General features: G+C 69.2%; 23 protein-coding genes. 11 read left to right on the top strand and 12 right to left on the bottom strand.

Annotated features, from left to right (window positions below; all coding sequences use genetic code 11):
- Positions 1 to 13 precede the first annotated feature (13 nt).
- From ACZ7SW_RS29385 to ACZ7SW_RS29350, 8 genes are read right to left on the bottom strand one after another with little or no spacing between them, the layout of a single operon-like run.
- On the bottom strand, positions 14 to 1,129 hold the full coding sequence (locus tag ACZ7SW_RS29385) for an acyl-CoA dehydrogenase family protein (RefSeq protein WP_470233598.1): 1,116 nt from the start codon (positions 1,127 to 1,129) through the stop codon (positions 14 to 16).
- Entirely contained in the window at positions 1,126 to 2,301 is a 1,176-nt protein-coding gene (locus ACZ7SW_RS29380) for an acyl-CoA dehydrogenase family protein (protein ID WP_470233597.1), read from the bottom strand. The genes ACZ7SW_RS29385 and ACZ7SW_RS29380 overlap by 4 nt, the downstream gene beginning before the upstream one ends.
- Complete coding sequence (locus ACZ7SW_RS29375; RefSeq protein ID WP_470233596.1) at positions 2,298 to 3,530, bottom strand: acyl-CoA dehydrogenase family protein; 1,233 nt, start codon at positions 3,528 to 3,530, stop codon at positions 2,298 to 2,300. Before ACZ7SW_RS29375 ends, ACZ7SW_RS29380 begins: the two co-directional genes overlap by 4 nt.
- Positions 3,530 to 4,555 carry a phosphotransferase family protein gene (locus ACZ7SW_RS29370; RefSeq protein WP_470233595.1) on the bottom strand — a complete coding sequence of 342 codons (1,026 nt, stop codon included), beginning with the start codon at positions 4,553 to 4,555 and terminating at the stop codon, positions 3,530 to 3,532. Before ACZ7SW_RS29370 ends, ACZ7SW_RS29375 begins: the two co-directional genes overlap by 1 nt.
- Complete coding sequence (locus ACZ7SW_RS29365) at positions 4,555 to 5,007, bottom strand: MaoC family dehydratase (RefSeq protein WP_470233594.1); 453 nt, start codon at positions 5,005 to 5,007, stop codon at positions 4,555 to 4,557. Before ACZ7SW_RS29365 ends, ACZ7SW_RS29370 begins: the two co-directional genes overlap by 1 nt.
- The gene (locus ACZ7SW_RS29360) at positions 5,004 to 5,762 is read right to left on the bottom strand and encodes an SDR family oxidoreductase (protein WP_470233593.1); all 759 of its coding nucleotides are present in this window, start codon (positions 5,760 to 5,762) and stop codon (positions 5,004 to 5,006) included. The genes ACZ7SW_RS29365 and ACZ7SW_RS29360 overlap by 4 nt, the downstream gene beginning before the upstream one ends.
- A gap of 25 nt (positions 5,763 to 5,787) precedes the next feature.
- Complete coding sequence (locus ACZ7SW_RS29355; protein WP_470233592.1) at positions 5,788 to 6,543, bottom strand: SDR family oxidoreductase; 756 nt, start codon at positions 6,541 to 6,543, stop codon at positions 5,788 to 5,790.
- Positions 6,540 to 7,757 carry an acetyl-CoA C-acetyltransferase gene (locus ACZ7SW_RS29350; protein ID WP_470233591.1) on the bottom strand — a complete coding sequence of 406 codons (1,218 nt, stop codon included), beginning with the start codon at positions 7,755 to 7,757 and terminating at the stop codon, positions 6,540 to 6,542. The genes ACZ7SW_RS29355 and ACZ7SW_RS29350 overlap by 4 nt, the downstream gene beginning before the upstream one ends.
- 185 nt (positions 7,758 to 7,942) lie before the next feature.
- Here ACZ7SW_RS29350 and ACZ7SW_RS29345 point away from each other — a divergent pair, with 185 nt between their 5' ends.
- Entirely contained in the window at positions 7,943 to 8,485 is a 543-nt protein-coding gene (locus ACZ7SW_RS29345; RefSeq protein ID WP_470233590.1) for a TetR/AcrR family transcriptional regulator, read from the top strand.
- A 119-nt stretch (positions 8,486 to 8,604) separates the two neighbouring features.
- Positions 8,605 to 9,978: an NAD-dependent succinate-semialdehyde dehydrogenase gene (locus tag ACZ7SW_RS29340; RefSeq protein ID WP_470233589.1), complete on the top strand. Its 1,374-nt coding sequence runs from the start codon at positions 8,605 to 8,607 to the stop codon at positions 9,976 to 9,978.
- Between the two features lie 76 nt (positions 9,979 to 10,054).
- Here the strand turns inward: ACZ7SW_RS29340 and ACZ7SW_RS29335 are convergent, their stop codons facing one another.
- Positions 10,055 to 10,621: a cytochrome P450 gene (locus ACZ7SW_RS29335; RefSeq protein ID WP_470233588.1), complete on the bottom strand. Its 567-nt coding sequence runs from the start codon at positions 10,619 to 10,621 to the stop codon at positions 10,055 to 10,057.
- A gap of 139 nt (positions 10,622 to 10,760) precedes the next feature.
- On the opposite strand from ACZ7SW_RS29335, the gene ACZ7SW_RS29330 reads away from it, so the two are divergent.
- The gene (locus ACZ7SW_RS29330; protein ID WP_470233587.1) at positions 10,761 to 11,117 is read left to right on the top strand and encodes a hypothetical protein; all 357 of its coding nucleotides are present in this window, start codon (positions 10,761 to 10,763) and stop codon (positions 11,115 to 11,117) included.
- A gap of 158 nt (positions 11,118 to 11,275) precedes the next feature.
- Here ACZ7SW_RS29330 and ACZ7SW_RS29325 read toward each other — a convergent pair whose 3' ends face one another.
- Complete coding sequence (locus tag ACZ7SW_RS29325; protein WP_470233586.1) at positions 11,276 to 12,451, bottom strand: NAD(P)/FAD-dependent oxidoreductase; 1,176 nt, start codon at positions 12,449 to 12,451, stop codon at positions 11,276 to 11,278.
- Between the two features lie 5 nt (positions 12,452 to 12,456).
- Entirely contained in the window at positions 12,457 to 12,660 is a 204-nt protein-coding gene (locus tag ACZ7SW_RS29320) for a ferredoxin (protein ID WP_470233585.1), read from the bottom strand.
- Between the two features lie 228 nt (positions 12,661 to 12,888).
- Between ACZ7SW_RS29320 and ACZ7SW_RS29315 the strand changes: the two genes are divergently transcribed.
- Positions 12,889 to 14,046: an acyl-CoA dehydrogenase family protein gene (locus ACZ7SW_RS29315; RefSeq protein ID WP_470233584.1), complete on the top strand. Its 1,158-nt coding sequence runs from the start codon at positions 12,889 to 12,891 to the stop codon at positions 14,044 to 14,046.
- Positions 14,047 to 14,096: 50 nt separating this feature from the next.
- On the opposite strand, the gene ACZ7SW_RS29310 is transcribed toward ACZ7SW_RS29315, so the two are convergent.
- Positions 14,097 to 15,440, bottom strand: a complete 1,344-nt coding sequence (locus ACZ7SW_RS29310) for a flavin monoamine oxidase family protein (RefSeq protein WP_470233583.1) — start codon at positions 15,438 to 15,440, stop codon at positions 14,097 to 14,099.
- Between the two features lie 217 nt (positions 15,441 to 15,657).
- Between ACZ7SW_RS29310 and ACZ7SW_RS29305 the strand changes: the two genes are divergently transcribed.
- The 7 genes from ACZ7SW_RS29305 to ACZ7SW_RS29275 all read left to right on the top strand — a co-directional run bounded on the left by ACZ7SW_RS29305 (position 15,658) and on the right by ACZ7SW_RS29275 (position 24,679).
- Complete coding sequence (locus tag ACZ7SW_RS29305) at positions 15,658 to 17,214, top strand: AMP-binding protein (protein ID WP_470233582.1); 1,557 nt, start codon at positions 15,658 to 15,660, stop codon at positions 17,212 to 17,214.
- Between the two features lie 107 nt (positions 17,215 to 17,321).
- Complete coding sequence (locus ACZ7SW_RS29300) at positions 17,322 to 18,569, top strand: cytochrome P450 (protein WP_470233581.1); 1,248 nt, start codon at positions 17,322 to 17,324, stop codon at positions 18,567 to 18,569.
- Positions 18,570 to 18,604: 35 nt separating this feature from the next.
- Entirely contained in the window at positions 18,605 to 19,498 is an 894-nt protein-coding gene (locus ACZ7SW_RS29295; protein ID WP_470233580.1) for an NAD(P)-dependent oxidoreductase, read from the top strand.
- Positions 19,499 to 19,682: 184 nt separating this feature from the next.
- Positions 19,683 to 20,789, top strand: coding sequence for an NDMA-dependent alcohol dehydrogenase (locus ACZ7SW_RS29290; RefSeq protein WP_470233579.1), 1,107 nt, complete (start codon positions 19,683 to 19,685; stop codon positions 20,787 to 20,789).
- Positions 20,790 to 20,924: 135 nt separating this feature from the next.
- Positions 20,925 to 22,124: a saccharopine dehydrogenase family protein gene (locus ACZ7SW_RS29285; RefSeq protein WP_470233578.1), complete on the top strand. Its 1,200-nt coding sequence runs from the start codon at positions 20,925 to 20,927 to the stop codon at positions 22,122 to 22,124.
- Positions 22,125 to 22,161: 37 nt separating this feature from the next.
- Positions 22,162 to 23,499 carry an NAD(P)/FAD-dependent oxidoreductase gene (locus ACZ7SW_RS29280; protein WP_470233643.1) on the top strand — a complete coding sequence of 446 codons (1,338 nt, stop codon included), beginning with the start codon at positions 22,162 to 22,164 and terminating at the stop codon, positions 23,497 to 23,499.
- The gene (locus tag ACZ7SW_RS29275) at positions 23,492 to 24,679 is read left to right on the top strand and encodes a saccharopine dehydrogenase family protein (protein WP_470233577.1); all 1,188 of its coding nucleotides are present in this window, start codon (positions 23,492 to 23,494) and stop codon (positions 24,677 to 24,679) included. Before ACZ7SW_RS29280 ends, ACZ7SW_RS29275 begins: the two co-directional genes overlap by 8 nt.
- Positions 24,680 to 24,738: the final 59 nt, after the last annotated feature.

Below are 24,738 nucleotides of genomic sequence, written 5' to 3'. Positions count from 1 at the left end.
ACCGAGACAGCCGTCAGGCTGGGCGGACCGGCGCAGGAGGCAGATCCGCCAGACGCGCGAGGGCGCCTCGGTGCGCGCCCGGAGACCCCAGCGCGAGCTGATCGGCCTTGGCCCGCTTCAGATACAGATGGGCCGGATGCTCCCAGGTCATCCCGATGCCCGCGTGCAGCTGAACCGCTTCCTCCGCCGCGTGCACTGCCATGTCGCTGCAGTAGGACTGTGCGACTGCAGCTGCGACCGGCACGTCCGGGTCGTCGGCGGCCAGCGTCGCGGCGGCGTAACCGGCGGCTGCCGCCCCTGACTCGATCTCGGTGTACAGGTCGGCGAGCCGGTGCTTCAGCGCCTGAAACCCGCCGACGACGCGACCGAACTGCCGCCGCTCCTTCAGGTAGGACACCGTCGTCTCCAGGCACCACCGCGAGGTCCCGACCTGTTCGGCTGCCAGGAGTGCTGCTCCCGCCGTGAGCGCGTGCCGAATCGCCGGCTCCGCATCGGCGAGGACCAGCAAGCCCGGTGCCCGGTCGAGCGTGAGGTCGGCGAGCTGCCGGGTCATGTCCAACGAGACCACCGGTTCCGTCGAGACGGCGGCAGCGTCGACCGCGCACACTGCGATCCCGTGCGATGTTGCGACCGGCACCAGCAGCAAGTCCGCTTCGAGCGCTCCGGCGACGCTGGTGACCGTGCCGGTGATCCGGTCGCCCTCTGAGGTGAGCGCCGGGAGCACGTCATCCGGACCGGTCGACCACGGCACGGCCAGCGCGGCGGTGCGGGTCCCAGCCGCCAGTTCGGCGAGCAGCGGCGAGTCGGAGTTCAGCAGCACGGTCGTGGCGATCACCGAGCTGGTCAGGAAGGGAGACGGCGCCGCTGCCCGGCCCAATTCCTCGACTACGACCGCCGCCTCTCGCGCCGATGCGCCGTGCCCGCCGCGAGACTCCGGCACGAGCAGGCCAGCCAGTCCGAGATCGATCGACAGGGTCTTCCACAGGCCGCCGACGACCTTTCGATCACCGTCGTACAGCGCCGTCACCGCGTTCGGGTCGCACCGGTCCGCGAGCACGTCCCGCACGCTGGCGCGCAGGTCCTCCTCGATCTCCGTCGGGAGCAGATCGAGATCGCTTGCCGGGGTCATCGCGGGATTTCCTTCCAGGGGACGTCTTTGTCGACGCGCGGTTCGCCGGGCAAACCCAGTACCCGCTCCGCGACGATGTTGCGCAGGATTTCCGAGGTGCCGCCCTCGATGGAGTTGCCCTTGGCGCGCAGGTAGCGGTATCCCGCGTCGCGGCCGGTGAAGTCGACCAGCTCCGGTCGGACCATCGTCCAGTCGGAATAGCGCAGGCCGTCCTCGCCGAGCAGTTCGAGTTCGAGGCCGGACAGCGCCTGGGAGAGCCGCGCGAAGGTCAGCTTCATCGTCGACCCCTCGGGGCCGGGCTGGCCCTGAGCCAGCTTCTGCCGCAGCCGGGCGCCGGTGGCGCGCGCGACGTCGGCCTCCACCCACAGCTTGAGCAGACGGTCGTGCAGTTCGGGCGTCCGCTTCTCGGGATGCTCCCGCCAGGCAGCGGCGACGACGCCGATCATGCCGGACTCGCGCTCGGCTGACTTGCCGATCGAGACGCGCTCGTTGTTGAGCGTCGCGTTCGCGACCTTCCAGCCCTCCCCGACCGCTCCGAGCCGCTGGCTGTCCGGGATCCGCACGTCGGTCAGGAAGACCTCGTTGAACTCGGCCTCGCCGGTCAGCTGCCGCAGCGGGCGGACGTCGACGCCCGGATCGGTCATGTCGCACAGGAAGTACGTGAGCCCGAAGTGCTTGGGCTGGTCCGGGTCAGTCCGGGCCAGCAGGATCGCGAACCGCGCGTTGTGCGCGCCGGAGGTCCAGACCTTCTGTCCGTTGACGACCCACTCGTCCCCGTCGCGCACCGCACGGGTGGAGACGTTCGCCAGGTCGGACCCGGCGCCTGGCTCGCTGAACAGCTGGCACCAAATCTCTTCGCCGGTCCACAATGGACGCAGGAACCGGTCCTTCTGTTCCGTCGTGCCGTAGCTCAGGATCGTCGGCGCTGCCATGCCGAGCCCGATGCCGTTGCGCTCGGGCCGGTTCGTCGGGGCTCCCGCATCGGCGAACCCGCGGTCCGCTTCGGACTGCAGCGCTTGTGGCAGCCCGAGGCCGCCGTATCCCTCGGGAAAGCCGACCCAGGCCAGACCGGCATCGAACCGGGCCCGCAGGAACTCGGTGCGCTCGGTGGTCGCGGGGTCGTGCGCGGCGAGAAAACCGGTGACCCTTTCGGCGAGTTCGTCGGGCGTCATTTCGCTTGCCTCCGTTCGGCTTGGCGACGCAGTTCCGCCTTCGCCAGCGCGTTCTTGTGCACCTCGTCCGGCCCGTCGGCGAACCGCAACGTCCGGTTGGCGGAATAGGCGGCGGCCAGGGGAAAGTCCTGCGAGAGCCCGCCCGCGCCGTGGAGCTGGATCGCTTTGTCCAGGATCCACTGCACGGTGCCGGGCGTGGCGATCTTGATCGCCTGGATCTCGGTGTGCGCGCCTCGGTTGCCGACGGTGTCCATCAGCCACGCCGTTTTCAGGACCAGCAGCCGCAGCTGCTCCAGCCGCACTCGCGACTCGGCGATCCAGTCGCGGATCACCCCTTGCTCGGCGAGCGGCTTGCCGAACGCGACCCGTTCCGCCGCGCGGGCGCACATCAGCTCGACGGCCCGCTCCGCGACACCGATCGCCCGCATGCAGTGGTGGATCCGTCCCGGCCCGAGGCGGGCCTGAGCGATGCCGAATCCCTCGCCCTCGCCCGCGATCAGGTTCGCGGCGGGGACCCGTGCGTCCTCGAAGACCAGTTCCGCGTGGCCGCCGTGCTCGTGGTCGTCGTAACCGAACACGTGCATGTCGCGCTCGACGGAGAAGCCGGGCGTGTCTCTCGGAACCAAGATCATCGACTGCTGCCGGTGCCGCTCGGCGGACGGGTCCGTCTTCCCCATCACGATGAAGATCCGGCAGTTCGGGTTCATCGCGCCGGTGATCCACCACTTGCGGCCGTTCAAGACGTACTCGTCGCCGTCGCGCACGATGCTCAGCTCGATGTTCGTCGCGTCCGACGAAGCGACCGCGGGCTCGGTCATCGCGAAGGCCGACCGGATCTCGCCGGCCAGCAGAGGTTCGAGCCAGCGTTCCTTCTGCGCCGCAGTGCCGAACTGGGTCAGCACTTCCGCGTTGCCGGTGTCCGGTGCGGCGCAGTTCAACGCTGCTGGCGCCAGGTGTCCGCTGCGTCCGGTGATCTCCGCGAGCGGGGCGTACTGCAGGTTGGTGAGACCGGCGCCATGTTCCCCGGGCAGGAAGAGATTCCACAGACCGCGACGCCGCGCTTCGGTTCGCAGCTCACGCATGATCGGCGCGCTGTCCCACGCCCATCGGTCCGGCAACGCCGCAAGCTGCTCCGGGAACACCGCCTCGGCCGGATAAACGTGGCGGTCCATGAAGTCGAGCAGTTCGGCTCGCAGTTCTTCGGTGCGGGCGTCGTACTGAAATTCCATCAGCGGTACTCCCTCATCGCGTCCAGGCCGCGCTCGAGCAGCGGTTCGACGGACTGCCCGACGTCCGCGAAACCGTCGCCGACGGTCTGCCCGTTGACGTACCGGAAATGGATGCCCTCCACGATTCCGGCCAGCTTGAACGACGCCAGGCCGAGGTAGAAGCCGAACCGGGAAAGATCGCGGTCGCTCGCGGCGGCGTACCGCTCGATGATCTCGCGCTCGGACAGAAACCCGGGCGCCGACGCGACATCCACGATCTGGTTCCCGGACGCTGTCTCGCCGAGGCGGCCGTAGACGAGCATCAGCGCGAGGTCGGTCAGCGGGTCGCCCAGTGTCGCCATTTCCCAGTCGATCACTGCCCGCAGCCGGTCCTGGTCGTCCACGAGCACGTTGTCGAGCCGGAAGTCGCCGTGCACGATGCCGGTCGCGGATTCGGCGGGCACCTCGGAGAGCAGCGCGATGTACAGCTGGCCGACCCGCGGCAGGTCCCGGGTATGCGAAGCGTCGAATTGCCGCTTCCACCGGATCACCTGGCGGTGGAGGAATCCATCCGGACGGCCGAAGTCGGCCAGCCCGACCGCGATCGGGTCGACGGCGTGCAGCGCGGACAGCGTGTCGACCAACGACTCGGCGATCGCCCGGGTCCTTTTCGGGCCCAAGGGCGCGATCTCCTTCCGGAATCGGTATGGCCGCCCGTCGACCCGTTCCATCACGTAGAACGGAGCACCCAGCACCGTCTCGTCGCGGCAGAGCGCGAAAGTGCGCGGCACGGGCACCGCGGAATCCTGCAGAGCAGCCATGACGCGGTATTCGCGGGCCATGTCGTGCGCGGTGGCCAGCAGGTGACCGACCGGAGGGCGACGGACGATCCACGTGCGGACGCCGTCGCTCACCTCGTAGGTCAGATTCGACTTGCCACCCGCGATCAATCGCGCCGACAGTTCCGCACCGGCCTCCGGGACCGCGCCCGGCAGCCACTCCCCCAACCGGTCGAGATCGAGGCCCGGCAACGACTCCTGCCCCATCACGGCACCACGACCGCGAGCAGGTCGACCACGCAAGCCGGTTTACCGCCGTCCTCGCGCTCGACTGTCACCCGGGTCGTCACCTGATAGCCCATTGTCTTCCGAGTGACGCCGAGAAGCTCAACGCCCGCCCGCACGCGGGAGCCGACCGGAACGGGCGAGGGAAAGCGCAGCCGATCAGCTCCGTAGTTCAGCCCGGCCGACACTCTGTCGATCCGGTAGACCTGCCAGCTCAGCATCGAAACGAGGCTCAGGGTGAGGAATCCGTGCGCGATCGTCGTGCCGAACGGGCCCGACGCTGCCCGCTGGGGGTCGACGTGAATCCACTGGTGGTCCCCCGTCGCCCCGGCGAAGGCATCGATCCGCTCCTGGCTGATCGTGTGCCACTCCGAGTACCCGAGATGGCTCCCGACCGCCTGTTCCAGCTCCGCGACTCCGTCGAATGTCCTCATGCCTTCGGGCCGCCCGCCACGTAGAGCACCTGGCCGGAGACGAATCCGGCGCCTTCGCTGGCGAAGAACGAGACCGCGTGCGCGACGTCGGCGGGCAGACCGCCGCGGGCGACCGGGATGTCCTTGACCACGGCGGTCCGGAAGTCCTCGAAGGACACGCCCATCCGCTCGGCGGTGGCCTTGGTCATCTCCGTCTCGATGAACCCGGGCGCGATCGCGTTGGCGGTGACCCCGAACTTGCCCAGTTCCAGGGCGAGGGTCTTGGTGAAGCCCTGCAAGCCCGCCTTGGCCGCCGCGTAGTTGGCCTGGCCCCGGTTGCCGAGCGCCGAAGTGCTGGACAGGTTCACGATGCGTCCCCAGCCGCCCTTCGTCATGAATCCTTGTACCGCGCGGCTCATCAGGAAGGACCCTCGCAGGTGGACGCCCATCACGGCGTCCCAGTCCGCGGCCGTCATCTTGAAAAGCAGGTTGTCGCGGAGGATCCCGGCGTTGTTGACCAGCACGGCCGGGTCGCCGAGTTCGGCTGCGACGCGGCCGACAGCGGCCTCTACCGCTTCCTCGTCGGAGACATCGACGCCGACGGCGAGCGCGGTGCCGCCTGCTTGGGCGATCCGGTCGACTACGGCCGCGCACGCCGCCTCGTCCAAGTCGAGAACGGCGACCGCGAATCCGTCCGCGGCAAGGCGTTCGGCGACACCGGCGCCGATGCCTCGGGCAGCGCCGGTGACGATGGCGGTACGGCGGGTGGTGGTCATGCATGACTCCTGTCGATTGTGGTGGTCATTCGCCCGCGGTGAGGCTGACGCCGCCGTCGATGACGACGGTCTGCCCGGTCATCCAGGCCGCGTCCGACGAGAGCAGGAACGCGACCACACCGCCGATGTCCTCGGTGTCACCGAGCCGCTTCAGCGGATAGGCCTGCGCGGCTTGCTCCTCGCGTCCTTCGTAGAGCGCAGTGGCGAACTTCGTCTTCACGACCGCGGGAGCGACCCCGTTGATGCGAATGCCGGGCCCGAGTTCCACCGCGAGCAATTCCGTCAGGGAATTCAGCATCGCTTTGGTGGCACCGTAAAAGCCGATGTTCGGGGCCGTCCGGACGCTGGAGAGCGACGAGACGTTGACGATGGCGCCCCCGTGGTCGCGCATCCAGGCGCGATACACGTGCTGCACCCAGGAAACTGCGGCGACGCAGTTGACCTCGACCACCTTCCGCGCCACTGCGAGGTCGAGGTCGACCAGCGGCCCGTAGACCGGGTTGATCCCGGTGTTGTTGACCAGGAAATCGACGCTGCCGAAGGTGTCGATCGTCTGCCGGACAGTATCCGCCTGGTGCTCGGCGTCGTCCGCCTTGCCCGCGACCGCCAGTGCCGTTTCCGGCCCGCCGAGGCGAGCGACCGCTTCGTCCAGGGCCTCCCGCTTGCGGGCGGTGATGACCACTCGCGCGCCATCGGCGACCAGGCGTTCGGCGACGGCGAGCCCGATGCCGCGGCTGGCGCCGGTGACGATCGCGGTCTTGCCCGCGAACCGGCCGGTCACGACAGCCGCTCCAGCACCATCGCCATGCCCATGCCGCCGCCCACGCACATCGACTCGACACCGAACTGCTTGTCGTGCCACTGCAGGGAGTTGATCAGGGTCGCGGTGATCCGGGCGCCGGTCATGCCGAAGGGGTGGCCGACGGCGATCGCACCGCCGTTGACGTTCAGCTTTTCCAGCGGGATGCCCAGCTGCTGCGCGGAACCGAGCGACTGCACGGCGAACGCTTCGTTGATCTCGACCAGATCGATGTCGCTGAGAGCCAGACCGGCGTTCTTCAGCGCCGCCGGGATCGCCTCGACCGGGCCCAGCCCCATGATCTCCGGCGAGAGCGCGGTGACCGCGGTGGAAACGATCCGGGCCAGCGGCGTGAGCCCGAGTTCCTTCGCGCGGGTGTCGCTCATGACCACCAGCGCGGCCGCACCGTCGTTGAGCGGGCACGCGTTCCCGGCCGTCACCGTCCCATCCGGACGGAACACCGGCTTGAGCTGGCTGACACCTTCGAGGGTCGTGCCCGGCCGGGGGCCGTCGTCGGCGGTCACGACCGTGCCGTCCGGCGTCGTCGCCGGCGTGATCTCGCGAGCCCAGAAGCCCTCTTCGATCCGTTGCACGGCAAGGTTTTGGCTGCGGACGCCGAACGCGTCCTGCTCCTCGCGGGACATTCCGAGCACCTGGGCGACGTTCTCGGCGGTCTGCCCCATCGCGATGTAGAGGTCCGGCAGCTCCCCCGACTCGCGCGGGTCAGTCCACGCTTCCGCACCGCCAGCGGCGCGTTTCTCGGTGCGCGCCTGGGCGTCGGCGAATGCCGGGCTCTGCGCCTCGGGGATGTCGGCCGTGCCGTTGGCGTAGCGGCTGACCGTCTCCACCCCGGCGGAGAGATAGGCGTCGCCTTCCCCGGCTTTGATCGCGTGGAAGGCCATCCGGGTGGTCTGCAGACTGCTTGAGCAGTAACGGTTTACGGTCACGCCGGGCAGATGGTCCAATCCGGACAGGACGGCGACCGCCCGGCCAAGGTTGTTGCCGGACTCGCCGGCCGGCTGCCCGCAGCCCAGGATCAGGTCGGCGATGTCGCGCGGGTCCAGCTCGGGCACCTTGCCGAGCACCGCCCGCACCATCTGGGCGGCGAGGTCGTCGGGCCGGATCTCCTTGAGCGATCCCTTGCCCGCCCGGCCGATCGGGGAACGGGCGGTGGCGACGATGACTGCTTCGGGCATGTGCTCTCCTGGTTTGACTAAGCGCTCGCTTATGTCAAGCTAGGCCGCACCGCCGCGCATCCCGCGGCACATCCACGACGTCGCACCCGGCTGGGGGATGCCCCGGCGGCCCGACGAGAGGACCACCCGTGCCGGACACTCCAGAGCACCCCCGAGACACTCGTTCCCTCCTCCACGAAGCGGCGATGAAAGCGTTCGCGGACAAGGGTTTCCACGGGACCACCACGCGCGACATCGCCGCCGCGGCCGGAAAGAGCCCGGCAGTGCTCTACGTGCACCACAAATCGAAAGAAGAGCTGCTGTACCAGATCTCCAAGGACGGACACGAAACAACGCTCCGCCTGGTCCGGGCGGCGATCGCGGCTACCGGCGATCCGGCCGAAGCGCTGTGCCGGGCGATGCACGATTTCGCCCTGCACCACGCGAGCAGCCCGACCGGCGCGCGCATCGTCAACTACGAACTCGCCGCGCTCGCTCCCGAACACCTGACCGAGATCCGCGGCATCCGGCACGCGATCGACGCAGAGATGCGCGGGCTCGTCGCCCGTGGCGTCGAGGCGGGCGCGTTCGACGTGCCCGACGTCGACCTCACCGCGGCCGCGATCCTCTCGCTCGGCATCGATCTCGTGCGCTGGTACCGCGATGGCGGCCGCTGGACCCCGGAACAGATCGCGGACCGGTATGCCGGCCTGGCGCTGCGCCTGGTCGGCGCAGCGCCTCGAAACTGATTGCTGGCCCCGGCCGCGCATCCCCCGGCCAGGCACTCCTTGAGAGACGAAAGCCCAGCCGCGCTTCGGGTCGCCCAGGGTGGACGCCACGCGCCCGGCGATCGAGAAAGAAGGATGACGTGAGCACCTACGCCGTTGTCGACCCCACCAGCGGGGAGACCCTCAAGGAGTACGCCGCGCTGTCGGACGGCGAGCTGGCCGCGAAGCTCGACCGCGCCGACTCCGCCTACCGCCAGTGGCAGCGTTCGTCGTCGGTCTCCGACCGAGCGGCGCTGCTCGGCAAAGCGGCAGCACTGTTCGCCGAGCGCCGAGACGAGCTGGCGCTCATCATCAGCCGGGAAATGGGCAAGCCGACCAACCAGGGCGTCCTGGAAGTCGACTTCGCCGCCGCCATCTTCGAGTACTACGCCGAGCACGCCGCGGAATTCCTCGCCGACGAACCGGTCCCGCTCCAGTGGGGCGAAGGCACCGCAGTGATCCGACGGCAGCCCGTCGGCATTCTTCTCGGCGTGATGCCGTGGAACTACCCGTACTACCAGGTCGCCCGCTTCGCCGCGCCGAACCTGATGGCAGGCAACACGATCCTGCTCAAGCACGCGTCCCAGTGCCCGGAGTCGGCGGCCGCGATCGAACAGCTGTTGCTGGACGCCGGTTTTCCGGCCGGTGCCTACGAGAACGTCTACGCCACCTACGCTCAGATCGATTCGATCATCGCCGACCCCCGGGTCGCCGGAGTGTCGGTGACCGGTTCGGAGAAGGCCGGCGCGCACGTCGCGGCGACCGCGGGCCGGCACCTCAAGAAGGCGGTCCTCGAACTCGGCGGCTCGGACCCGTTCCTCCTGCTGAGCACCGACGATCTCGACACCGCGGTGGAATCCGCACTGGGCGCCCGGTTCTACGACAACGCCGGCCAAGCGTGCAACGGCGCGAAGCGCTGGATCGTCATGGACGATCTCTACGACGCGTTCCTCGCGAAGGTGACCGCGACGCTGGCGCAGCTCGAACCCGCATCACCGACCGCCGAGGACACCGTCCTCGGTCCCGTCTCCTCGGTCGGCGCCGCGGAGGGCCTCGAGGAGCAGCTGCGCCGCGCCGTCGACGGTGGAGCGCGAGTCGCGTTGGGCGGTACGCGGGACGGGGCTTTCTTCGCTCCCACTGTCCTGGTCGACATCGACGCTGGGAACGCGGCGGCCAAAGAGGAGTTCTTCGGCCCCTTCGCGAATGTGTACCGCGTGCGCTCGGAGGAGGAAGCGATCGCCGTCGCGAACGACACTCCGTTCGGGCTCGGCTCCTACGTGTTCAGCACCGATCCGAACCAGGCGCAGCGGGTCGCGGACGAGCTCGAAGCCGGCATGGTTTACGTCAACCTCGTCGGCGCCGAGGAACCCGGCCTGCCGTTCGGCGGCGTGAAGCTGTCCGGGTTCGGGCGCGAACTCGGCCGGCTCGGCGCGGAAGAGTTCGTCAACCGCAAGCTCATCCGGACCGCGGGCTGACGATCCGCGCGAACAAAATATGAAGCAGCGCCGCCGTCGCCCTCGTCGAGAGAGGCGACGGCGGCGCTGTGCTCGGTCATCCGGCCCGCGGGCCGAGCCGGACCGGCAATGCCTTGACCTGATTGATGAAGAACGACTCGGCGTGCGGCGCGTCGCCGACGATCTCCATCTCCGGATAGCGTTTCAGCGTCTCTTCGAGCATCAGTCGCAGTTCCAGACGCGCCAACGCGTTGCCGAGGCAGAAATGCCTGCCGCCGGCCCCGAACGCCTGGTGCTCCGGGTTCCGGGTCACGTCGAAGCGATCCGGGTCCTCGTAACGGTCCTCGTCGCGGTTCGACGACGGATACCACATCACGACTTTGTCGTCTTCTTTGATCAGCTGGCCGCGGATCTCGACGTCTTTGGTCGCGGTGCGGCGCATCATCGAGAACGCCGGGAACATCCGCAGCGCCTCCTCGACCACACTCGGCGCCAGCGACGGGTCGTCGAGGACTTTCTCGCGTTCCCCCGGGTTCTCGATCAGCGCCTTCACAGCGCTCACGTACGTAGCCATCGTGCTGTCGTTGCCTGCCCCGATCAGCAGCAACGTGCCGTACATGATCTCCTCGGCCGAGAGCGTCTCGCCGTCGATCTCGGCGTGCACGAGGATGCTGATCAGGTCGTCGGTCGGATTCGTACGCGTCGATCCCGCCGGGGTTCAGGTCCGGGTCGTCCCGCCCCATGTACCGCTTCATGCAGCCTGCCCACTTGGCGTCCTCGGACTCCGGAATGCCGAGGAGCCCGTGGATCACCCGCGCCACGATCGGCTGGGATACCGCGCTCACCAGGTCGCAGGTCTCCTCGCCGTCGAGGCGGTCGAGCACGGACACGACGATCGCCCGGATCCATTCCTCGTGCTCGGCGATCTTCTCCGCGGTGAAGCCCTTGAGGAAAAGCTGCTTGATCCGGTCGTGCTTCGGCGGGTCCATGCCGATGAACTCGGCGCGCGCGAACTCCAGCGGGATCTGGTGGTTGGTGATGTCGATCCCCTGCCGCTCCGAGGAGAACGTCTTCCAGTCGCGGCTCACCGCGGCGATGTCGTCCGCCTTGGTCAGCGACCAGAAACCCTCTTCCTCCGGCAGGACCGGGATGCCCGGTGACCAGTGGACAGGGCGCTTCGCCCGGAGTTCGGCGAAGATTCCGTGCGGAGGACCTGCCGTCCACAAGCCGAATTCGGCCAGGGTCAGATTTTCCGGAATTCCGTCCGCGGCCATTGGCTTCTCCAGGTCCGTCGATGCCGGTGAAGTCGCGAGCGCGGTCAGGAGCCGACCGCGTCCGCCCAGGACACGCTGTCCAGAATGGCCCGCTTTCCGAGTGCCAGCTGACGCGGCGCGTTCACGCAGAGCACCCCGCGGAGCTGGTCGCCGCGCCCGAACATCGCCACCAGCGACTTCTCGTCCGCCTTCGTGATTTTCACCTGGTCGTCGCCGCTGACGTGGCCCACGAACTTGACCTTGGCCTCGAACTGGTCGGACCAGAAGTACGGGACCGGGGCGAACGGCTCGCTCTCGCCGAGCAGTGTCCGGGCCGCGTGCACGCCCTGCTCGACGGCGTTCAGCCACTGCTCGACCCGCATCGTCTCGCCGAACAGCCGGTTCGGCCATTGCACGAGGTCGCCAGCCGCCACCACGTCCGGCGCTGTCGTCCTCAGCGTCTCGTCGCAGACCACGCCGTTCGCGACTTCGACGCCGCTGCCGTCGAGCCAGCCGGTCGCCGGCTGGACGCCGACACCCGCGACGATGAGGTCGGCCGCAAGCACCGCGCCGTCGGCCAGATGAACGCGGTTCCCGTTCGGCGTGCTCTCAACCCGCTCGATTCCGGTGCCGCAGTACAGGTTCACCCCGTGCCCGACGTGGTGGTCCTGGAACCAGCGGCCGAGTTCCGCGCCGAGCACCCGGGTCAGCGGGACCGGCGCGATCTCCACGACCGAGACGTCCAGCCCCATCTTCCGGGCGGTGGCGGCGACCTCCAGCCCGATGAAGCCCGCGCCGATCACCACCAGATGGCGGCCCGGGACCAGCTGCTCGTGCAGACTCAGCGAATCCGACAACGACCGCACCTCGTGGACGCCCGGCACCCCTGCGAGAACCGGCAGCGGCCGGGTCCGGGATCCGGTGGCGACGACCAAGCCGTCGTAAGACAGCTCCCGGCCGCCCTCGAGGAACACCGTTTTCCCGCCAGCGTCAAGCCCGACGGCCGCCGCGCCGAGCGAGACGTCGACGGCGTTCTCCTGATACCAGCCGGGTTCTTTGATCAGCAGGGCCGCGTGCTGCTGTCCCTCCCGCAATGCGTCCTTGGACAGCGGAGGACGGTCGTAGGGCAGCACGTTCTCGGCGCTCACCAGCGTGATCTCGCCCTCGTGCCCCGCGCGCCGGAGCCCGTCGACGGCGTTCACCGCCGCCACCGAGCCGCCGACCACGACGATGCGGTCCATCGCCGTCAGCCCTTCCCCAACGTGATGACGCCCTCGGGGCACGACCGCACCGCGCGCTCGGCCTCTTCGAGGCGGTCGTCGGACGGGTGCGGCTCCAGAAGGACGGCCTGGCCGGATTCGTCGTCGATGTCGAAGAGATCCGGGCATTCCATCATGCAGCAAGCACAGCCCGTGCATCCTTCGAGGTCGATCGTGAGCGTCAGCGCCATGATGTGCTCTCCTTGCGTTCCGGCGAACCTGGCCGGAAGTGTGGAGCGTTCCCGGCGGGCACCCGCGCCGCGCGGGCAAAGAATGCCCGACCGGGGGTGTCCCCCGCCCCCGGAACCGGCTCGCTCATCCCCCACCCGGGCACGAGCACGCGCGACGGCCGCGAGGCAGCCGGGGCGGCTGCCTAGATTCCCGGACGCGCCGCACTCCCCCGAACAAGCTGAGGTTTCATGCACCGCACTGTGTTTGACGAAGACCACGAGTCCTTCCGCAAGACGCTGAGATCCTTCCTGCAAGCGGAAGTCCTCCCGCATTACGACGAATGGTTCGCGGCCGGCGGAGTCCCCCGCAAGCTGTACCGGGATCTCGGCGAACTCGGCCTGTTCGGCATCTCGGTGCCGGAGGAGTACGGCGGCGCCGGCCTGACGACGCACAAGTTCACCGCGATCGAATACGAGGAGATCGCCCGGGTCGGGGTCCTGCTCGGCGGATCAAGCTGCCATGTCCTGCTGGCCCTCCCGTACCTGAAGATGCTCGGCACCGACGAACAGCTGCGGCGGTACCTCCCCGGGTTCGTCACCGGCGAGCAGATGTGGGCGCTCGCCATGACCGAGCCCGGCACCGGCTCCGACCTGACCGGCATCCGCACCACGGCCAAGCTCTCCGCCGACGGCACGCATTACGTCCTCAACGGGGCCAAGACGTTCATCACCGGCGGCGTCAACGCCGACCGGGTGATCGTCGCCGCCCGCACCAGCCCGCCCCGCGAGGACGACCGCCGGTTCGGCCTCTCCCTGTTCGCCGTCGACACCTCGCTGCCGGGATACCAAGTCGGGCGCAAACTGGACAAGCTGGGGCTGCGCACTTCCGACACCGCCGAACTCGCGTTCACCGACGTCCGCGTGCCCGTTGAGGACCTCCTGGGCGAGGAGGACAAGGGATTCTCCTACCTAGGGCACAATCTCGCCTCGGAGCGCTGGGGAATCGCGCACGGCGCGTACGCCCAGGCGAAGGCGGCTGTCGCGCTCGCCCAGGCCTACACCGCGGACCGGAAGGTCTTCGGCAAACCCGTCGCGACGTTCCAGAACACGAAGTTCGAGCTGGCCGCGTGCAAGGCGGAGGTCGACGCGGCGGAAGCGGTCACCGACCGCGCGCTGGAGGCGCTCGACGCGGGCGAACTGAGCCCGGCAGAGGCGGCTTCGGCCAAGCTGTTCTGCACGGAGGTCGCCGATCGCGTGATCGATCGCTGCCTGCAGTTGCACGGCGGCTATGGCTACATCAACGAGTACCCGATCGCCCGGCTTTACGCGGACAGCCGGGTCAACCGGCTCTACGGCGGCACGTCCGAGGTGATGAAGCTGATCATCGCCCACGACATGGGGCTCTGACCTTCCGCAGGAAGACTGCCGCGGCACTGTTCCGCGGCAGTCTTCCTGTTTCACGATTCCAGGCTCTGCAAGGTTTTCCGGGCCGCGCGCTGCCCCGACGCCGCCGCGGCCGCCAGCGAAGGATCGCCGAGATAGTCGCCCGCGAACCAGATCGGACCGACCGGCACACGCAGAGTTTTCTGCGACGCGTCCCGCTTGCCCGGCTTCCAGTAGGAGACCACCCGCGGCTGCCGCTTGACCACCACGCGGTCGATCGCGCCGTCGAGTTCCGGGAACAACCGGATCAGGTCGCGGAGGAACAGGTCCTCGATTTCCTCGTCGGAGAGCCGGGACAGCTCATCGGCGGCGGCACCTCCGGACAGCAGAACCAGCGCACCCCCCGGCTTTCGCGGACCTTCGACGCGCTGCGGAGCCGCGTGGTTGAACACCATCTGGAAAGACAGCTCCGGCGTCGAAATGCCGTAGTAGTCGTCCCATCGCTGCGAACCCTGTTCCTTGGTGAAGACGCCGGCGAGGACATACCGGCCGTACTCGATGTCGGCCAACGCCGTGCGGTACGCGTCCGGCAGGTCGGGCATGACCGCGAGGGCGCAGTCGGCCGGAGTCGCCACGATCGCGCGTTTCGCCGTCAACCGCACAGCGCCGTCCTCGTCGGCGTACTCGACAGTCACGCTGCTGTCCGTCCAGGTGAGTTTCCGTACCTCGGACCCGAGCCGCAGCCGGTCGCCGAGGTCTTCCGCGAGCGCGTCGGTGAAGGTCTGATTCCCGCCGACGGGCAGTGCGAAGTTCGGCACTTTCGCCGCCTTCTCCAACGCTGTTCCGATGGAGATCGCGAGCTGGGTCGCCGCGGTTTCCTCCGGCTCGCAACCGATCCACTGACCGGACCACGCGCTGAAGAGCGCGGTCATCTCGCGCGATCGGACGCCCGCCATCAGGGCCTCCGCCCCGGTTCGCGCTTCGAGGCGGGCCCGCATCGCACGGGCGGCCTCGGCGTTCTTCCCGAAGAGCCGGGCGTAGGCATACTTGATGCGCAAGCCGACCCGCGCCAGCTCCATCTTGGCGGCCAACGGCATCCGAGAGCGAAGGAGCAGCAGCGGCGGGTTGTCCGTCGTCACCATGCGGCCTTTGAGATACAGCGCCGCCTTCCGTCCGGCGAGCGAGCCCCGCTCGATCCGGTAGCGGTCCATCACCTCGAACAACGGCCCGGCGCCTTCGGTGAACTGGGTCCCGATGTTGAGCCAGTAGTCCCCGTGCCGGACGGATTCCACGCGGCCGCCGGGCCGCTTCGCGGATTCGAGCACGACGACATCCGCCGATTCCGCCAGCGTCGATCCGGCTACCAGACCGGCTGCCCCGGCACCGATGACAACAACTTCACACTGCTGTTCACGCACGCTTTTGTCCCTCTGCACCGGGAGATCGTGCTGGCGGCGCCAGCGGCGAGGGGCAGACCCGGCGACACTGCGCCCGGCTGGGGGATGACCCGGTGCTCCCCCAGCCGGGCACCGCTTGGGAACCAGCGCGTCCTCGCGTGCGATCTGCGCGGTTTGCTGCCATCCGGGCCGATGCGCCGCACAATGCTGAGAGATTTCGCTGGGAAGGAATTCCGCTGTGGGTGAAGCCACCGTTTTCGCCGTGCTGAAGGAGCAGGCCGAGCAGGCCCCGGACGCTCCGGTTCTGCTGATCGACGGCGAGGAGTGCTCGCGAGCGGATCTGTTCGGGTCGGTCACGGCGATCGCCGCCGGTCTGCGCGCGCTCGGTCTCGACCGAGGCGACCGCGGCTTGATCGTGTCGGACAACCGGCTCGAGACAGTGGTCGCCTGGCTCGGGGTCGACTGTGCCGGGATGATCGACGTGCCGGTCAACCCGGAAGCGCGCGGCGCGTTCCTGGAGTATCTCGTCCGCGACTGCGCCCCGCGGGTGGTCATCGGGCTTCCCGCCTATCTGCGCGCGGTCGCCACGGTGGCCCCGGAGCCCCCGGAGTTCGCGGTCCTGATCGACCCCGACGCCGGCGAGCTGCCGTTCGGGCCCGGCACCCGGCACCTGACCTTCGACGACCTTCGGGAGCTGGGCCGCGACGGCACGGTCGTGCCGCCGCTGGAAAGCGACATCGCGACGATGATCTACACGTCCGGCACGACGGGCCCGTCCAAAGGCGTGCTGCTTCCGCACGCGTACCAGATCACCTGGGCGCGCCGCGGCGCGGAAGGCCTCGGCATGCGGGCGGGGCAGACGGCGTACACGCCGGAGCCGCTGTTCCACTCCGACGCGCGGTCGTACGTCCTCGCGGCCCTGCTCACCGGCGGACGGCTGGCTCTCGGCAAGCGGTTCAGCGTGAGCCGATTCTGGGACGAGGTGCGCGCCGCCGACGCGTCGTACTTCGCCTACCTCGGCACGATGCTGTCGATGCTCTACTCCGCCGAGCCCAGCGACGCCGACCGCGACCACCCCGCCGTCATCGGGACCGGCGGCGGAGCCCCCGCGGCGCTCCAGAACGCGTTCGAAGAACGGTTCGGCGTCCGGCTGGTCGAGATGTACGGCATGACCGAGGCGCTGTGCATCACCCAGAACACGGCGGAGCACCACCGCGTCGGCTCGGTGGGGCTGCCGACGCCCGAGCTGGAGGTCCGGCTTGTCGACGATCAGGACCGGCCCGTGCCGCCCGGCGAGATCGGCGAGCTGATCCTGCGGCCGAGGGAACCGCACACCGTCATGGCGGGTTACTGGAACAAACCGGAGGCGACGGTCGCCGCCTGGCGGAATCTGTGGTTCCACACCGGCGACCGGATGCGCGCGGACGAGGACGGCTTCCTCTATTACATCGGACGGCTCAAGGACTCCATCCGCCGGCGCGGCGAAAACGTGTCGGCCTGGGAGGTCGAGTGCGCCGCCAACAAGCACGAGGACGTGCGCGAAGCAGCGGCGATCGGGGTGCCCTCGGACCTCGGGGAGGAGGACGTCGCCCTCCTGGTCGTCGAGCAGGAAGGCCGGCGATGCGAGCCGGCGACGCTGCGCGACTTCCTCGCCGCGGACCTTCCCAAACACGCCGTCCCGCGCTTCATCGAGATCGTGGACGAGCTGCCGAAGACGCCGACCCAGCGCGTGAACAAGGACCAAGTCCGCGCCCGCGGCATCACCGCGACGGCGTGGGACGGCGAAACGGCCTGACGGGGCCTCCCCCAACCGGGCCGAGACCTCGCCGGTCCCCGCTGGCGCCGGGTCCCCGGCTCTACGTTCGCGCGCATCAGCGTTGGCTACGTCACTGCGGAGGAACGATGAGCACACTCGACGACCCCGGCTTCACAGTCGCCGACCCGCAGCTGTGGGCCGCCGGCCCGCCGCACGAGGTTTTCGCCGAAATGCGCGGCAAATGCCCGGTGCACCACTCGTCCGGCATCGCCGGGATGCCCGAGGCGGCCGGTTTCTGGTCGATCACGAAAGCCGAGGACGTCGCACGCGTCAGCCGCGACTGGAAGACGTTCTCCTCCCACCGCGAGGGAGCGGTCGACCTGACCTGGCACGGCATGCCCGAGGACCTGGTCGAACTGGCCAAGACGGACATGATCAACCTCGACCCGCCGCGGCACGACCGGCTCAAGCAGCTGTTCCTCGAGGGCTTCACCCGCGACCGCATCGCGGCGGAGGAGGACCGGGTCGTCGAGGCGGTCAAGAACGTCCTCGACCGCCTCGACGGGAAGGATTCCTGCGACCTGGTCAACGACGTCTCGAAGCCGATCGTCGCCCGCGTCATCCACGGGTTCATGGGCATCCCCGAGGAAGACGACGCCCGCTGGATCCACAACATCAGCCGCTACATCGCCCTCGAGGACCCGCATTTCAATCCCGGCGGGCTCGAGGAGTGGCTGACCGTCTTCATTCCCGACCTGATCGGGCAGTGCGTGGCGCTGGTCGAGGACCGCAAGGCCAACCCGGGCGACGACCTCATCAGCATCCTGGTCGACGCCGAGGTCGAAGGGGACAAGCTCACCGACGACGAGATCATCGCGGGCATGCTGCTGCTGTTCGCCGCGGGCAACGACAGCACGATGGCGACCTACACCAGCGCGATGATCGCGCTGATGGAAAACCCGGACGAACGCCGGAAAGTGCTCGCCGACCCGTCGCTGGTGCCGAACGTGGTCGAGGAGGCACTGCGGATGTTCCCGGCGTTCGCGCTGATGCGCCGCACCGCGACCAAGGACGTGGAACTCGGCGGCGCGCAGATCAAGGAAGGCGACTCGGTCGTCATGTGGTACCCGTCGGCGAACCGCGACGAAGACCGTTACGAGGACCCGGATCGCTTCGACGTGACCCGGAACCCGGAACACCTGGCCTTCGGAGCGGGCGGCCGGCATTTCTGCCTCGGCAACGCACTCGCCCGTCTGGAGCTGCGGGTGATGATCGGGGAAACCCTCAAACGCTACCCCGAAATGGAAATCGCCGGAGACGCGCCGTTCACCGCGTCGTTCTTCGCCAACCAGCGCCAATCGCTCCCGGTACGCCTCGGTCCCCGCAAGGCCTGACCCGCCCGACTCAATCGAAAGAACGCGGAGAATCCATGACTGACACCTCTTCAACGACGAAGACCTACGACGTGGCGGTCCTCGGCTGCGGGCTGCTGGGATCCGCCCTCGCCCGCAACTTCGCCGCCAAGGGCCACCGGACCGCCGCCTGGAACCGCACCCCGGCCAAGGCCCAAGCGCTCGAAGCCGACGGCGTGCGCGCCGTGGCGGACATCGGCGAAATCGTCCGGTCCTCGAAACTCGTAGTGGCTGTCACCTCCACCTACGCGACCACTCGCGAAGCCATCGCAGCTGTCCCCGACTGGACCGGGACCACTCTGGTCAACGTCGGCACCGGCACTCCCGCCGACGCCGAGGAGCTCAAGGCGTGGGCCGAGGCCCGCGGCGTTCGCTACCTCGACGGCGCGGTGCTCTGCTACCCGCAGCAGGTCGGCACCGACGAGGGCATGGTCCTCTATTCGGGCTCGGCCGAGGCATGGGCCGAGCACGAGCAAACCCTGACCGCACCCGGGCCGTACTCCATGTTCGTCTCGGACAACGTGAAGGCGGCGAGCGTTCTCGACGCCGCGATCATCGGCGGGTTCTATTCGGCAGCGCTCAGCGCATACGTCGAAGCCTCCACCTATGCGCTTGACCAGGGCGTCGACCCGGAGACGCTGAACGCGATCAGCGAGCTGGCGTTCCAGACCCTGGCCACTACGGGCAAGGAGGCGGTGGCAGCCATCGCGAGCGGTCAGCACGAGACCGAGACCGCCACGCTCAGCGTCTACGCCGAAGGATGTCGCGCCACGGTCGGCGCCATGCAGTCGGCGGGCCACAAGGCCCGGCTGCTCGCCGCGGCCGTGGAGAACCTCGCCGAAGCCGAAAAAGCCGGTCTGGGCAATCTCGGGTTCTTCGCCTCGACGAAGATCGCCCGCGTCAGTTCCTGATCCGGCGCCGGCCCCCAACGAAGCGGGCCTGCCTCGCCGGGGCAGGCCCGCTTCCGGCTTCCGCGGCGCTGGCGCGCGCCCCGGCTCCCCCGTCCGGGCATTCCCCGCACGACGGGGGCGGAGAACGGGCACGCCCGGCCTAGATTCGCCGTCCCGAACGAACGAGCCAATCCGAGGAAGCGCAATGAAAACCACTGCCGCGGTGCTGACCGAGGTCGGCAAGCCATTCGAGATCGTCGAACTCGACCTGGAGGGCCCGAAGGAGGGCGAGGTCCTCGTCCGCTATGTCGCCGCGGGCCTGTGCCATTCCGATCTGCATTTGCTCAAGGGCGATTTCCCGTCCCGGCTGCCGATCGTCGGCGGCCACGAAGGCGCGGGCGTCGTCGAGGAGGTCGGCGCGGGCGTCACCAAAGTCAAGCCGGGCGACCACGTGCTGGCGAGCTTCATCCCGAGCTGCGGCGAATGCCGCTGGTGCCGCAGCGGCAAGCAGAACCTGTGCGACCTCGGCGAGAACCTGCTCGACGGGCAGCTCCCGGACGGCACCTTCCGGTTCAAGCTGAACGGCGAGGACGCCGGCGGCATGTGCTCGGTCGGCAGCTTTTCCCAGTACGGCACGCTTTCTCAGCACTCGGTCATCAAGATCGACGGGTCTCTCCCGCTCGATCGCGCGGTGCTCACCTCCTGCGGTGTACCGACCGGCTGGGGCACCGCGGTCAACGTGGCCGGCGTCCGCCCGGGCGACACGACGGTGATCTACGGCGCGGGCGGCGTCGGCATGAACGCGGTCCAAGGCGCGGCCGCGGCCGGCGCGAAGTACGTCGTAGTCGTGGATCCGGTCGAGTTCAAGCGCGAAACCGCGCTGAAGCTGGGCGCCACCCACGCGTTCGCGGACGCGGACCAGGCACTGGAGTCGGTGTGGGAGATGACCCACGGCCAGGGCGCCGAATCGGCGATGGTGATCGTCGGCGACGTGAACCCGGAGGTCGTCACCGCCGCGTTCACCGTCGTCGGCAAAGCCGGCACTATCGCGATCACCGCCATGGGCCCGTGGGACGACCCGAGCGTCCAGCTCCCGGCCGCCCAGCTCGCGATGTTCCAGAAGACGGTCAAGGGCTGCATTTTCGGCCAGTTCAACCCGCAAAGCGACGTCCCGCGGCTGCTCGGCCTTTACCAGACCGGCAAGCTCAAACTGGACGAGCTGGTCACCCGGGAATACCGCCTCGAAGAGGTCAACCAAGGCTACGACGACCTCCTCGCCGGCGAGCTGATCCGCGGCGTGGTGACCTTCTAGCCGGGACGGCAGCGGCGGAACGACCTGCCGGACAAGGAAAGTCCGCTCGCGCGCCGTCCGCCGCTGCTCCCCCAGGCGGGCAGACTGCCTCCGCCACGGCTGCCCTCTTGCCCGCTTCCCCGCCACGATGCGGCCATGACTTCGACAGTTTCCGCGCGCGGCGCCAAGCACGTTCTGGTGACCGGCGGCGCCGGCGAGATGGGCGCGTACGCGTGCGGCGTACTCGCCGGCGCCGCCGAGATCGAGAGCCTCGTCATCGCAGACCGGGACGAGGAGAAGGCCGCCCGGCTCGCGGCCAAGCTCGGGTCGAAGGCGAGGGCCCTCGCACTCGACATCTCGGACTCCGATGCACTGGCTGTTGCGCTCTCCGGCGTCGACCTCGTGCTCAACTGCGCCGGCCCGTTCTACCGGTTCGGCCGCGAGGTGCTCAGCAGCGCCATCGCCGCCGGCACCGACTACCTCGACATCTGCGACGACTGGGAACCCACCCTGGAGATGCTCGAACTGGACGGCGCCGCCCGCGCGGCCGGCGTCACCGCGGTGATCGGGATGGGCGCCAGTCCGGGCACCAGCAACCTGCTCGCGGTGCTGGCGATGGACGAGTGCGACACCGTCGACCGCGTCTACACGTCGTGGCGCGCTTCCGCCGCGCACTTCCCGCGACCCGGCGAAGGAGAAGAGTTCCCCGAGGCGACCGCGGCCATCGAGCACTGGGTGCACAACTGCACCGAGCCGATCAAGATCTGGCGCGACAACAGCCTCGTGGACGCGCACGCACTCGAGGAGCGGACGCTCGCGTACCCGGGACGCGGCGAAGACCAGGTCTGGGTGTGCGGCCACCCCGAACCGCTGACCCTGCCCAGGGCCCGGCCCGAGGTGCGGGAGTCCCTGAACGTGATGAGCGCGCGCCGGGGCCTCATGGACGGGATCAGCCGGATCGCCGAGCGCGTCCGTGCGGGCGAGCTGAATGTCCGGCAGGCCTCCGACGAACTGCTGCGCCAGCCGAACCTCAGCGGCAAGGCCGCGGGTCCGTCGCCGAACCTGCCCAGCAACATCTTCGCGGTGGCGGAGGGCGTCAAACACGGTTCCCCGGTCCGGGTCGGCGCGCAGGCGCTGGTGCAGCCGGAAGGGAACATGGGCGAGATGACCGGCATCCCGCTGGCCGTCGCGGCACTGATGTCGGCGCGCGGCCAGGTCGCCAAGCCGGGCGTGCACGGCCCCGAGGGCGCGATCGATCCGAAGGTCTTCTTCGCCGAGCTGGCGAAGTTCGCGCCCGAACCGCCGGTGCCCGGCGCCGAGGTGTACGAGGTCGTCACCGAAACCCTCGACAGTTGACCAATCCGCGCAGAGACGAGCGAATCGAGTGACCACAATGGACAACGCGGGCGGAGCGTCCGTCACCTATCTCTCGGGCACCGGCTGGGTCGACCGGCCGGAGACGCTCGAGCCGGCTCTGTCCGGCGAGACGACATGCGACGTCGCGGTCATCGGCGGCGGGCTCGGCGGGATGGCCGCCGCGCTCCGGCTCGCCGAACTCGGCCGGGACGTCGTGCTGGTCGAGGCCGACCTGTGCGGCTGGGGAGCCAGCGCGCGCAACGCCGGGTACATCACGCCGACGCTGGGCAGCGACCCCCGGATCCTGAAGACCTTCTACCGCGACCGCGTTCGAGGTCTGTACCGGTTCGCCACCAATGCCGTGAGTTTCACCGAGGAACTGATCGACGGCCGCGGGATCGAGTGCGGCTACCGCCCGACCGGCAACATCGCGGCCGCCCCGACCGTCGCCGCGTTCCGCAAGATGGCGGCGCACGCCAAGCCGGGCCGCCGATCCGTCGTGGGCGACGCTCAGCAGCTGGGCATCCCCCCGGCGTTTCCGGGCGGAATGCACGTCAAAGTCGGCGGCACGCTCAACCCGGGGCAGCTCGCTCTCGGAGTCCGCGAGGCGGTTCGTGCTTCGAACGTCCGCGTCTTCGAGCAGAGCCCGGTCACCGGCATCGCCGACACCGGCGATGCCGTCCGGATCGACCTTCCCGGTGGAAGAATCCGTGCCGGCCAAGCGATCCTGACCGTCAACGCGTTCGCCAACCAGTTGCCGATCACGCCGAGGAACCTCAGCACGCCGGTGTACGTGACCGCCGTCGAGACCGAACCGGTCTCCGCCGCACAACTCGACGAAGCGGGCTGGACGAGCCGCGTCCCCATGACGACGAACCACTTCGTGATGCAGAGTTTCCGGACCACCAACCGCGGCACGATCGTCTTCACCACCCGCAGCCTGCAGACCGCGCGCCGGGCGCGCGCCGACCGGATGCCCGCCCAGGCGGTCGTCGACGACCTGATGCGCGGCTTCCGGGAACGCTTCCCCACCTTGGCCGACCTCGCACCGGCGCGCGCCTGGGGCGGCTGGATCGGGCTCACCCCCTCCAACATGGCCGTCGCGGGACAGGCCAGCCCCCGGGTGCACTTCTCGCTGGCCTGCAACGGCCACGGGCTTCCCCAAGCGCCGTACCTCGGCACCCTGCTCGCCGACAGGCTCTGCGACAAAGGCACGCACGACGACCTCGCCGCTGTCTGGCGCGAGTCGCCCCGGTTCGCTCCCGGCGTCGTGAACCCGGTGACGCTCCGCCTGGGCTGGCTGGCCGACCGCACGCTCGACCGAACCGACCAGCTGTTGAACCACAACAAGATCCGAAGGAGCACCCGTGGCTGACCAGAACCCGCCTCTTGGCACCGTGATCATCGTCGGCGGAGCTGGCGCGATGGGCCGCTGGGCCGTGCGCGGCATCGCCAAGCTCGGCTCCGCCCGCAACCTCCTGATCGCAGACATCGACCTCGCCCGTGCCCAGCAACTGGCTGACGAAGTCGGCGGGCCGTGCGCGGCGGTGCGATTGGACGCCACCGACCCGGCTGCGCTGCGCGAGGCGTTCGGGGACTGCGACGTCGTGCTCAACACCATGGGCCCGTTCTCGAAGTTCGCCCGGCCGATCCTCGAAGCCGCCGGCGAATCCGGCTGCGACTACCTCGACATCGACGACGACTGGGAATCCACCGTCGAGGCATTCGAATTCGACGCGTCGGCCCGGGAGAAGGGCCTGCGCGTCGTGAAGGGCATCGGCGGCAGCCCCGGCATCTCCAATCTCGCCGCGGTCGCGGCCGCCCGCCGGCTCGACAAGGTCACCGAGATCTTCACCGGCTGGTCGATGCGCGGCGCCGTGCTCGAAGACGAGCCCGCCTACCCGTCGGCGGGAGGAGCCGGCGCGGCGGTCGAGCACTGGCTGATCCAGATCAGCGGCTCGATCCGCGCCTACCGCGACGGCGCCGAGAAAGACATCGAGCCCATTGCTCCCGTCGAGCTGCTTTACCCGGGCAAAGGCCAGGTTCAGGCCTACACAGTCGGGCACCCGGAGGCGATCACGCTGCCTCGCTGCTTCCCCACGGTCGTGAACTCGACCAACCTCACGTCCGGTCCGGCCTGGGTCTTCGACCACGCCCGCTCCGTCGCGGCGGACTACGACGCGGGCCGGGTGACGCTCGCCGAGGGCGCCAGCCGGCTCGAAGACATGCCCGGCCCGCCCGAAGGCACGCCGCGAACCCGCGACCCGCTTCACCAGGTGTGGGCGCTGGCACGGGGAGAACGCGACGGCGAACCCCTGGCGGTCTCGATCGAGCCCGCGTCCATGCCGCCGGGCAAGATGGGCGGCGGCACCGGCGCGGCACTGGCCGTCGGGCTCGAACTGCTCCGCCAGGGCCGCATCGCCAAGCCGGGCGTGCACGCACCGGAAGGCGTCATCGAGCCTCGGGACTTCTTCTCCGTGTTCCTGGAGTTCGTCGAACCGGCCGTGGACTCGGTCGACGACCTGCTGATCGTCCGCGAAGGACCGATCTCCTGAGCACAGCGGAAAGCCCCGGCCGCGATCGGCCGGGGCTTTCCGCTGTGGCGAGGCGGACT

It is taken from the genome of Amycolatopsis sp. NPDC114484, from assembly GCF_055633755.1.
Note: the sequence above shows the minus strand (reverse complement) of the source record. Positions and strands in the feature narration are given on the sequence as shown.